Genomic DNA, 637 nt, shown 5'->3' on the forward strand with positions numbered 1-637 from the left:
TACTTCGACTCCGGTGGCGGCAACTTCCCCGGCGTGGGCGCGTTCTACCAGGTCTCGCGCGAGGGCACGGCCCGGTCCGTCCAGTCGTTCTACGGCAGTGGGCTCGGGCCCGAGGTCGCCGCGGCCAGTCCGCGGCGGGACAGGCTCGCCGTGCCCTGGTACCAGCACCTCAGCGCCTGCGAGGAATACTCCGACGTCGCGCTCGTCGACCAGCGCAGCGGGCGCGTGGACCGGCTGGACCTGCCCTCCCGCAGCGGCAACCTCTGGATGGTCTCGGCCTGGTTCGACCGCGACGGCCAGGCGTACGCGGCCTTCCGGTCGGAGCCCGGCTGCGGCGATGACGACCAGTACGCGTCGGACGGGCAGCGGATTCGCCGCTGGGGCGAGACGCGCGTCTACCGCGCCACGAACATCCGGTGGGTCGAGACCCGGGAGAAGCGGCCCGTCCTGGCGCGCGACGTCCATGCCTCGGGGAAGACGGCGACCGTGCTCGGCACCCCGGCGGTCGAGGTGTCGGGCGGGTACCACACGGGGGCACTGGTCGCGCAGAACGCCGCGAACGGAGAGGTCGAAGTGGCGCGCGGGGTACACGCCTTCGGGTGGCGGCCACCGTCCTCGTGACCCGGGCGGGTGGGGC

At 73.6% G+C, this 637-nt stretch carries 1 protein-coding gene; it reads left to right on the forward strand.

The window, feature by feature from the left end:
* Window positions 1-621, forward strand: a 621-nt coding sequence (locus CCN51_RS55400) for a hypothetical protein (RefSeq protein WP_158104764.1), incomplete at its 5' end; no start/stop codon positions are given.
* Window positions 622-637 lie beyond the last annotated feature (16 nt).

It is taken from the genome of Streptomyces milbemycinicus, from assembly GCF_002154605.1.
In the GTDB taxonomy this organism is placed as follows: domain Bacteria; phylum Actinomycetota; class Actinomycetes; order Streptomycetales; family Streptomycetaceae; genus Streptomyces; species Streptomyces milbemycinicus.